This is a genomic window from Cupriavidus sp. KB_39, assembly GCF_052114485.1.
Lineage (GTDB): Bacteria > Pseudomonadota > Gammaproteobacteria > Burkholderiales > Burkholderiaceae > Cupriavidus.
In genome coordinates this window covers 1-10,080 of the sequence record NZ_JBFREV010000067.1, presented here as the reverse complement: position 1 = coordinate 10,080, position 10,080 = coordinate 1, and the positions used below count along the sequence as shown (strand labels likewise).

Sequence of the window (10,080 nt, the reverse complement as noted above, 5' to 3'; positions counted from 1 at the left end):
TGCTGCTGACGGGCGATGACGCCGTCATTGCCGAGTTGCTGCCGGGCATCGTCAACGACCGCTGGCAGATTACCGAAGAAGCGCTTCTGCTGTGGAATCAGACCGGGCCGGATGGCCAACCAGACCGCGCCTGGCTGGRTCGACTCCGCAAGCTGCGGGCCGCGCCGGTGAGCGCCATTGTGTTGGTGACACATGGGGAGGCCGATTTACGACCCCAGCGCCGGGGAATCGTCACGCTGGGCATGCGGCTGGACCACATTGCGAAGTCGCTACGCTGGGCGGCGCCGGTCTACGTGCTCGACGTCGCCCGTATCCATGACGTGGCCGGCGACGGGCCCACGTCTGTGATCGGGTGCGAACTGCCGCCGCGAGCCAATGCGGCGGCCATTTCCGTTGCCTTGGGTGAACTGCGGAGCCGCCTGGCGACGCTCGGGATTGAAGCGTTGATCGAGAACGGCCGCGACCGCTTCCTTGCACAGCTATCCCAGCGCCTCGACATCCGTGGCAAGGCGCTGGCAGACTGGATCTTCGGCATGAATGCCCGGCCCGGCACTTTCATGCCGATCCGGGGTGTCGTCTTTGCGCCGGGACCAGGCGCGATGTCGGGCGGATCGGGCTACCATCCCGCTGCAGTCCTGCCGCTTTGGCGCTATGTCGGCGAGCGTGCCAACCGTCTTGGCGGTCGCCGCATCGGCTTCCATCCGGTCACCGTCTTCTCGACCATCGCGCTTGTAGCCATTGGTCTGTGGAGCGCCGGGATGTTGCTCTCCGGCTTCCAGAGTGCCCGCAGCATCCATGCTGCGCAGGAAGCCGTCGATGCCATCGCCGCCGCCCCCAACACCGCCGAGCGCCTTCGTTCGCTGCTTGGCCTGCAACACGAAATCGCGCACTACGCGCCTGATGCCGGCCACCTGGCATCGATCTCCACCCGCCTCGGCCTCAATCGCGACGCCGCCATCGCTTCCGCGCTGTGGGAACTCTACGCCAAACATAGCCGGGAACTGCTTGTCGCGCCGATCCAGCAGAATCTCGAAGATGAACTCGCCGAGCTGGCGCAGGTCCAGGCCGCTGGCCTTGACACGCAAGCCAGCGATTGGGCGCTCCGTGGACGAGAGAGCCTCAAGACGTATCTCATGCTCGCCAACCCGGAACGCGTCGAGCCGGACTTCCTCAAGACCCAACTCGTCCAGTACTGGCAGACCGATGCCCGCATCACGCCGGGCGAGCGCGACGATCTGGCCGAGCGCCTGCTCAAGTTCCACGCCGACCACTTCAAGTCCCATCCTGACTGGCGCATCACCGCACGCCCGGAGTTGGTRGCAGGCGCGCGCCGGACAGTGCTCGCGGTGATCGACCAGCGCAACGCGCAGGACACGCTCTACAGGCAGGTGATCGACGGGATTGGCGGCCGGTTTCCCGACCAGACATTGGCGTCGCTGACACTCGGCACCGATGCRCGCGGGCTGATCCGCGCGAATGCGCTGGTGCCGGGCGCCTACACCCGGCAAGCCTATGARGACCATGTGGCCGAGGCAATCGAAAGCGTCGCCAAGCGCACGCAGGTCACAAGCGATTGGGTGCTCTCGGGCGCTAGCGCGCCACAGCAGCCTACGTCACCCGCCGACCTCCATGCCGCATTGACAGCCCAGTACTTTGCCGACTATGCCGACCACTGGCAGCGCTTCATGAACAGCCTGCAATGGGAGCCGGCGCCTACGCTGCCGGCCGCCATCGATCAGTTGAAGCTGATGGCGGACGCCCGCCAGTCGCCGGTCATTGCGCTGATGACCTCGCTCGAATATCAGGGCCGGGCTGGAGTCCGGGCTGACTCGCTGTCCGACACGCTTGTAGCCAAGGCGCAGGACATGCTTGGCAAGAAGCCGGCYGGGCCGAAGCGGGTGAAGCCCGCCACCGCCGGTCCCTTGGGACCATCATTCGGGCCGATCACCCGGCTCGTGGCGCAGGATCAGGCCAGCGCSGGCGACCTGAGTCTGCAACGCTTTCTCGAGCGCGCCACGGCATTGCGGCTGCGGCTGCAGCAAGTGAGCAACAGCCCGGACGCCGACGCCCAGGCTCGTCAGATGGCGCAGGCGCTGTTCCAGGGCAAGGCGTCCGAGTTGGCCGATACCCAGGCGTATGCGCGGCTGATCGCCGCCAGTCTGGGTGCAGAGTGGGCGGGCMTGGGCGAGGCGTTGTTTGTCCGCCCCATTGCCCAGGCGACGCAAACCGCGCTCCAGCCCGCCCAGGCGAGCCTCAACGCGGCCTGGCGCGAGAGCATTGCCATGGCGTGGGGCCGCTCGTTCACCGGTCGCTATCCGTTTGCCGACACCGCCAACGATGCCTCGCTGCCCGAGTTGGCGCGCTTCCTCAGGCCACAAGGGGGGCTGATCCAGAGTTTCCTCGCCGCGCAGTTGGCTGGCGTGCTGGAACTGCAGGGCGATCAATGGAAGCCAGCTGCTATGGGCGGACAGGCGGTGGCATTTGATCCGGCGTTCCTGGACGCGATCAACCGTCTGCAGCGCATAGGCGTGCGCCTGCTCGCACAGGGGGAGCCGCGTTACCAGTTCGAACTCAAGCCGATTCCCGCGCCTCGCCTGACCGATACGCTACTGACGCTCGATGGCCAGCAACTTCACTACTACAACCAGCGCGAGACATGGCAGGCCATGATCTGGCCCGCAAGCACGCCGGACAGCCCAGGCACCCGGCTGCAATGGCGTACGGAAGCGGCCGGCACCAACAAGCACTATGAGTTCACGGGGCGATGGGGGCTGGTGCGGATGCTCGAGCGCGCCAGCGTCGAGGCGATCGACAGCGGGACGTTCCAGATCACTTGGCACGGCTCACCGGACAGCCTGGTTTCGAATCTTCCGCCAGAACCCGATAGCCTGATGCCCCGCGCAGCGATGCAGCCTGTGTCGAAGGACATCGCCTATCCGATCCGCTACCTGATGCGCACCGAACTCGGCCAAGGGCCGTTGGAGCTGCTGGCATTGCGCGGATTCGTGTTGCCGTCGCGCATCTTCGCCGATCGCGCGCCGACCGCATCGGCGTCGCCCGCTTCGAACCAGACTTCAGGTCTGCGCCCCGTGCCATAAGCCAGCGGCGCTGAGAACATTTGGCACACATTTTCGGAGAATGGCGATGGTAGTGCCCGGCATGGCACTGCAGTATGCGTGGCGTTGCTTTCCAACCTCACCGGACGCGCATGCAAAGACGACATTTTCTGGCCGCATTGGCGGTATCGACCGTAGCCACCAGCGGCTGCGTCACGAGAAAGCTGTTCAAGGAAATCGACAAGCCGAGGTTCCGTGACTACCAGGAGACGGCGAGTCAGATCCTGATCTCACAAGACAAGAAGTCCCTCGTCGTCCTCGGGAAGCGCTATCACTATGTCATGGCGGCGCCGAAGGGCCTGGTCGAGGTCATCCAGTCCGCGCTCCATCCGCGTGTGCGCGCAGTGTTCAGTACCTTTACCGTGGACCTTGACGGCAACGTCATGGGACGCTTGACGCTGAAGGCCGCCGACGCGTTCACGGCGGAGGAAGTGGCGCTCGCCGTCGCCCTTGGTTTTCCGAAGAATTGCGGGACGGAGCGCTGTGGCGCCGCGCAATATACGATCAAAGGCAAGCGGTACGCCGCCGGTGATACCAAATACCCGGATCCGGCGACGCCGTTGAACCAGTCCTACACCATTCCAGTCCGCGAAGAACTCGGCGCCGGCGCCAGGAACGCGCTGGTTCTGCTGACGCCGGTTGCCGTCGCGGCGGATGGTGTGCTCGTGCTTGTCGCGATACCCCTGGTCGCAGCCTTCGCGGTTTATTACGTGGGCAAGGAGAACGTGAGGTGATGCGAGTGTGTCCTCACATCATCCGATGCGAAAACCTCCCCCGTTCCGCGTCCGACATCAGCGCCATRAACTGGTCGCGTTGCATGTGCACCAGTTCCTCGTGGTCGCCGGCTTCGAACCAGATTTCGGGTTCTTCCATCAGGCATTCATCCACATAGGTCGGCATGCCGTAGGACATGGCCACGGGCGGGATGGCGCCGAGGTCGCAATCCTTGAAAACCTCGCGGATCTCGTCCTCGTGGGCCAGYACCAGGTCACGGCCGGTTTGCTCGCAGATGTCCGAAAGCCGGAGGTGGTGGCTCGAAGGAATCACTGCGGCCACGTAGCCGGCCTGGTCCTCGAGCAGGACGGTTTTGGCCAGCCGGTTGCCGGGTACATGGGCGGCCTGGGCGGTGGCCATGCTGCTCAGGCTGTAGGGGTGACGGATGATGTCGAACTGGCTGTTCATGCGGCTGAGCCGGCCAGCCAGGGTGTTTGCGATTGCCATGATTGCCTGCCTCCTGCGCCAGCACGCGCCGGTTGTYCTAGGTCTTTTCAATATAGGYYYTGGCGTCGCGCATGCGGGGCCAGATCGCCTGGAGTTCGGTCTTCAGGAAGGTCAGCAGGTAGCGCGTGGCCATGGTCTGGTAGCGGTTCGGCATGGTCAGGAGGTACAGCTTGCTGCCGAAGACGCTGATGCGGTAGCCATCCAGCAAGGGCACGAGGGTGCCCTGCGACAGTTCGTCACCGATTGCGTACATCGGAAAAATGCCAATGCCGAGCCCGCCGACCACGGCGTCCTTGAGAAASGCGAAGTTCTCGGAACTTAGCGTCGGAGCGAGCACCACCTGTTCCCGGGCGCTGTCCTCGCCGCGCGTGCCGGAGGCCTTGAGCTTCTGGCCTATCGGAGAGGCGCAGACGATGGCGTGGGCCGTCAGGTCGCCCAGTGCCGCCGGCGCCGCGCGGCCCGCCAGGTAGGACGGCGCGGCGCATACGACCCARTCCACCTCGCCGATCTCGGTGGCCACCACGGAGTCTGGCGGCGTGGAAATGATCCGCAGCGCCACTTCCACGTCCTCGGACACAAGGTTGTGGATGCGGTTGTCGAACACCACGTCGAGCGTGATGTCCGGGTAACGCTGCTTGAACTGCACCAGCAGCGGCGACAGCAGGCTGTGGCCGAGGCCGGTGGGCACCGACAGTCGCACATGGCCCTGCAGGCTCTTGCCCATGCTGCTGATCAGCGCGTTGGCGGCGGCCACCTCGCCCAGGATGTTGCGTCCGTGCTCGTACAGGCCGGCGCCCACGGGCGTCGGCTCCACGTGTCGCGTGGTCCGCCGCAGCAGTTGCACGCCGAGTTCCTCTTCGAGCGCCTTCAGGTGGTAGCTGACGTTGGCGCGCGTCATCTTGAGCTTGCGGGCGGCGGCGCTGAGGTTGCCGGCATCGACGATGTCGACGAACAGGCGCAAGGCGTTGAGATCCATGGCGGCGGGGTGGCGGAGATGAGAAAGGGTCCGAAGGCCCACCAAAGAAAAAAGGGGCCCGGAGGCCCCTTAGTTTGCCATGCTCGCCCGGAGGCGGATGGTCAGTGCTCGTGATGCAGGTACTTCGCCTGGCGCGGCAGCCGCAAGCTGACGAAGAACGCCAGCACCATCATGCCCGTGACGTACCAGTAGAACGTGGTCTCATGGCCCATCGACTTCAGGCCCAACGCCACGTACTCGGCCGAGCCGCCGAAGATGGCGTTGGCCACGGCGTAGGCCAGGCCCACCCCCAGCGCGCGCACTTCGGGCGGGAACATCTCGGCCTTCACGATGCCGCTGATCGAGGTGTAGAAGCTCACGATCGCCAGCGCCACCGAGATCAGCACAAAAGCGAGTTCCGGGCTCGATACGGTGCGCAGCGCGGTCAGGACCGGCACCGTGACCAGTGCGCCCAGCGCGCCGAACATCAGCATGTTGTTGCGGCGGCCGATGCGGTCAGACAAGGCGCCGAAGATCGGCTGCATGCACATGTACAGGAACAGGCAGCCCGTCATGACGTAGCTGGCGGTCTTGATCGACATGCCGGCCGAGTTGACCAGGTACTTCTGCATGTACGTGGTGAACGTATAGAAAATCAGCGAACCGCCGGCGGTATAGCCCAGCACGGTGAAGAACGCCGCCTTGTGGTGGCGGAACAGTTCCGCCACGCTGCCGGCTTCCTTGCTGTTGCGGCTCTGTGCCGACGAGGTCTCGTGCAGCGTGCGGCGCAGCAGCAGTGCTACCACGGCAGTAATCGCGCCGATCACGAACGGAATGCGCCAGCCCCAGGCCCGGAGTTCGGCTTCATCGAGCAATTGCTGGAGCACCACCACCACCAGCACCGCCAGCAACTGGCCGCCGATCAGCGTCACGTACTGGAACGATGAGAAGAACCCGCGCCGGCCCTTGAGCGCCACTTCACTCATATAGGTTGCCGTTGTGCCGTATTCGCCACCCACGGACAGGCCTTGCAGCAGTCGCGCCAGCAGCAGCAGTGCCGGGGCGAGGGTGCCGATGGTGGCGTAGGTCGGCAGGCAGGCAATCAGCAGCGAGCCGAAGCACATCATCACCACCGAGATCAGCATCGAGTTCTTGCGCCCGTTGCGGTCCGCGATGCGGCCGAACAGCCAGCCGCCGATCGGTCGCATCAGGAAGCCGGCGGCAAACACGCCAGCCGTRTTCAGCAGCTGGGCAGTCGGGTCGGCTTTCGGGAAGAACGACGGCGCAAAATAGATGGCGCAGAACGCGTAGATGTAGAAATCGAACCATTCAACGAGGTTGCCGGACGAAGCGGCAACAATCGCGAAGACGCGTTTCCTGGTTTCCTCTGGGGAGGGTGCCGTGGAGGTATCGGCGGTTGAGGCGATTTGAGTCATGGACCTTCTCTTTCTTGGCGGCGAGGGGCGCCGCTGGGATCGGGGCGCGGGCGGAGCCGCGGCAGGCTGGCAAGCGGGGGCCAGACGCGCGGAACACACCCGTGGRTTGTGCCCGGGTAGCGTACTCCGAACGCAACAAGGTTGCCCAGCCGATAGCGGCGAATAAGTCACGTGGCGAATGCATCACCACTTGCCGGTATTGGGTTTCCGGGCGATTGTTCTGCAGGGTGGATTGTTTGTTCTGCATGCCGCACTAGGCGTGACAGCGAACCAGCGGCAGGCACGCCGGTGATTGTCAAATTGTTTTATCCCTTCTGTCCAAGCCTGCGTGGATTGTCAAATCGGTCAGGCGGCGTACCATTGACGCCCATTGTGTCTGACCCGCATTGACCCGGAGATTTGCCATGGCCCTCGACGCCGAATCGTTTTCCCTGCTGCGCGCCTCGGTGCAGCGTTTCATCGACGAACGGCTGAAGCCGGCGGAAGACACGCTGGAAGAACTGGACGAAGTGCCAGCCGAGATCGTCGCCGACATGAAGGAGATGGGCCTGTTCGGCATCTCCATTCCCGAGAACTACGGCGGTATCGGCCTGGCCATGTCGCAGGAATGCGATGTGGTCTATGACCTCGGCCATACGGCGTTTGCGTTCCGCTCGGTGTTCGGCACCAACGTGGGCATCGGCTCGCAGGGCATCCTGATGGACGGCACCGAGGCGCAGAAGCAGGAATACCTGCCGAAGATCGCCAGCGGCGAGCTGATCATCTCGTTCGCGCTGACCGAGCCGAACGCCGGCTCCGACGCCGCCTCGCTGCAAACGCGCGCCGAGCTGGATGGCGACCACTACGTCATCAACGGCACCAAGCGCTTCATCACCAACGCGCCGCGCGCCGGCGCCTTCACGCTGATGGCGCGCACCGGCGGYCCGGGCGCGTCSGGCATCTCGTCGTTCATCGTGCCYGCCGAYACGCCGGGGATCTCSCTCGGCAAGCCGGACAAGAAGATGGGCCAGCGCGGCACCAAGACCTGCGACGTAGTGCTGGAAAACGTGCGCGTGCCGGCGGCCAACATCATCGGCGGCGTGCCGGGCGTGGGTTTCAAGACCGCGATGAAGGTCCTCGACCGTGGGCGCCTGCATATCTCGGCGCTGGCCTGCGGCATGGCGCACCGGCTGATTACCGACGCCGTGGCCTATGCGAAGGAGCGCAAGCAGTTCGGCAAGCCCATCGGCGACTTCCAGCTGATTCAGGGCATGCTGGCCGACAGCCAGGCCGAGCTATACGCGGGCCTGTCGATGGTGCGCGACTGCGCGCAGCGCTACGACGCCAAGCCTGCCGGCAAGAGCGACCCCGAAGTCAGCATGCTGGCCTCGTGCACGAAGATGTTCTGTACCGAAATGGTGGGCCGCGTGGCGGACCGCGCCGTGCAGATCCACGGCGGCGCCGGCTACATCGCCGAATACAAGGCCGAACGGTTCTACCGCGACGTGCGCCTGCTGCGCCTGTACGAAGGCACCACGCAGATCCAGCAACTGATCATCGCCAAGCAACTGCTGCGCGACTGATGGCCAGCGCCCGGCCTCCGGGCCGGGTGCCATGCAACCCGCGACGAAAACCCGCGACGATAAGCAGGGGGAGGCAGGATGAGCAAGTTCCAGGCAACGGTGCCGAGGGCATCGAGCGTGTCCGTAACGTCCGCGCCGTCAGTGGCGGCCACCAAATCGGCCGATGTGCACCGGCTGCGCGCGGTGGTGGCTACCTACCGCACGGCGTTGCAGGCGTACACGCTGATGGTGTCGCCCGACGACCTCATGGCCTTGAGCAACGGCCCCGCGCCGGCGCACTCGGCGCGTGATTACCGCGCGCAGGCGCATCTGGACCGGCTGCGCGACACCGTGCGCGAGAGCGGGCTGGCGCTGCCGAATGCCATCGTGGTGGCGGTATCGGGTGGCCGCATGCAATGCGAATGTGATCATCTCTACGCGCTGGAGCTGCGCCCACAGGCCGGAGACGGCCTGATCGTGCTCGACGGGCATGAACACCTCGCCGCCCTGGCGGGTGGCGCGCGTGGTCATATCAAGACGCTGGTTACGGCGGTGCTTTGCCGGACATCGATCGACACGGCGCAGCCGGGGCTGGCCCCAGGCGCCGACGCCGATCACGCTGTGATGCACGCCTCCGCAGCCGCCCGTTGGGCTGGCGCGACGCGCGTCTGGCAGTAGCTTCCCGTCAGGTTTCCACGTCGATTCAAWGCAATGACGGCCCGCGAGGCCGTCATTTGCCATGTGCGGCCGTCAGTTRCCCGTCACGGCCAGACGCCGTCCACGTCGCGCAGCAGATGGCCGGCGAGAATGTAGTCGCCCAGGCGGGTCGCCTTGGCTTCCAGATCCAGCAATTCATTGTCGGCAAGCGTGCCGAGGTCGAACTGGCAATAGAGATTCCGTTGCCGGAACGTGCCTTTGGGTTTGGCGAGCCCYTCGACCAGGGCCTCGCGGGAGCGGACAGCGATGCTTTCCTGTCCGCGGTATTGCACTTTGATGCCGCGCTTTTCTCCGAGCCGGCCCAACTCGACGGCATCCTGCCATCCGGTTTCGTAATCCAGCTCAAGCGCCAGCACCTGCTCGGAGGCCAGAAGCCGAAGCGCTTCCGACTTGCTGCCAGCTCGCACGATTGACATCCACACCTCTTGTCTCAACGAATACTGTACGAATATACAGTGATTGACCGGCCGTCACAAGGACGCGGAAGGGGTAGTCACGGGCGTTTCGGCCCGCAACCCCGGCCCCGGGCCGGTCTCGCCAGAATTGGCGTTCTTCCTTATACCAGCTTCCTAGGGCTTTGATGCGTCTGGCGGCTCGATTGCCGCCGCCGGAGCCGGCATGCCGACCGGCGCCGCCGCCCCCGTGGTGGCGCCAAAGTCTCCCGCGAAGGCCTGCGTCAGCCCGGCCGGCGTGAGGTAGCGGCGGATGGCGTCGTTCACGGCGGCAGGCGTGGCAGCGCGAATGCGAGCCTCCACTTCGGCCGTATGGGCCATGGTGCGGTCCAGGAACAACTGATTGGCGAGCGCSCCGGCCAGCGCGCCGTCGCGTGTGCGGCTCATCATGCCTTGCTGGAGCAGGCCGCTCACGGCCTCCGCCAGCTCGGCGTCGGAAATACCGTCACGCGCAAAGCGTGCCATTTCCTCGTCGATGGCCTTGCGCAGCCGGCCCTGGTTCTGGGGGGCGTAGGCCGCCCACAGGCCGAAGCGCCCGGCCCGATCCAGCGCGCCCACCGAGATCGAACTCGACGCCCCGTAGCTGATGCCGTCCTGCTGGCGCAGCCGGTCCGCCAGCCGGCTGCGCATGCCGGTGCCGCC

General features: G+C 65.3%; 9 protein-coding genes. 4 read left to right on the top strand and 5 right to left on the bottom strand.

Features of this window, described 5'->3' with window-relative positions:
• On the top strand, nucleotides 1-3,098 hold a 3,098-nt coding region (locus tag AB4Z27_RS27710), incomplete at its 5' end, for an ImcF-related family protein (protein ID WP_441645788.1).
• 110 nt (nucleotides 3,099-3,208) lie between these two features.
• Nucleotides 3,209-3,850: a hypothetical protein gene (locus AB4Z27_RS27705; RefSeq protein ID WP_143093946.1), complete on the top strand. Its 642-nt coding sequence runs from the start codon at nucleotides 3,209-3,211 to the stop codon at nucleotides 3,848-3,850.
• Nucleotides 3,851-3,863: 13 nt separating this feature from the next.
• Here the strand turns inward: AB4Z27_RS27705 and AB4Z27_RS27700 are convergent, their stop codons facing one another.
• The 3 genes from AB4Z27_RS27700 to AB4Z27_RS27690 all read right to left on the bottom strand — a co-directional run bounded on the left by AB4Z27_RS27700 (nucleotide 3,864) and on the right by AB4Z27_RS27690 (nucleotide 6,728).
• Nucleotides 3,864-4,337, bottom strand: a complete 474-nt coding sequence (locus AB4Z27_RS27700) for an aminoacyl-tRNA deacylase (RefSeq protein WP_092301669.1) — start codon at nucleotides 4,335-4,337, stop codon at nucleotides 3,864-3,866.
• 37 nt (nucleotides 4,338-4,374) lie between these two features.
• Nucleotides 4,375-5,313 (bottom strand): LysR family transcriptional regulator, encoded by a 939-nt coding sequence (locus tag AB4Z27_RS27695; RefSeq protein ID WP_441645787.1) that lies wholly within the window; start codon nucleotides 5,311-5,313, stop codon nucleotides 4,375-4,377.
• Nucleotides 5,314-5,414: 101 nt separating this feature from the next.
• Entirely contained in the window at nucleotides 5,415-6,728 is a 1,314-nt protein-coding gene (locus AB4Z27_RS27690; RefSeq protein WP_092301665.1) for an MFS family transporter, read from the bottom strand.
• Nucleotides 6,729-7,132: 404 nt separating this feature from the next.
• On the opposite strand from AB4Z27_RS27690, the gene AB4Z27_RS27685 reads away from it, so the two are divergent.
• Nucleotides 7,133-8,290: an acyl-CoA dehydrogenase family protein gene (locus AB4Z27_RS27685; RefSeq protein ID WP_441593711.1), complete on the top strand. Its 1,158-nt coding sequence runs from the start codon at nucleotides 7,133-7,135 to the stop codon at nucleotides 8,288-8,290.
• A gap of 78 nt (nucleotides 8,291-8,368) precedes the next feature.
• Nucleotides 8,369-8,947 (top strand): hypothetical protein, encoded by a 579-nt coding sequence (locus AB4Z27_RS27680; RefSeq protein ID WP_255371005.1) that lies wholly within the window; start codon nucleotides 8,369-8,371, stop codon nucleotides 8,945-8,947.
• Nucleotides 8,948-9,030: 83 nt separating this feature from the next.
• Here the strand turns inward: AB4Z27_RS27680 and AB4Z27_RS27675 are convergent, their stop codons facing one another.
• Together AB4Z27_RS27675 and AB4Z27_RS27670 are read right to left on the bottom strand one after the other, a co-directional pair.
• Nucleotides 9,031-9,402: a PHA-granule associated protein 4 gene (locus AB4Z27_RS27675; protein ID WP_092301661.1), complete on the bottom strand. Its 372-nt coding sequence runs from the start codon at nucleotides 9,400-9,402 to the stop codon at nucleotides 9,031-9,033.
• Between the two features lie 153 nt (nucleotides 9,403-9,555).
• Nucleotides 9,556-10,080 (bottom strand): M16 family metallopeptidase (locus AB4Z27_RS27670; RefSeq protein WP_441645786.1); only part of this gene is annotated, 525 nt, incomplete at its 5' end.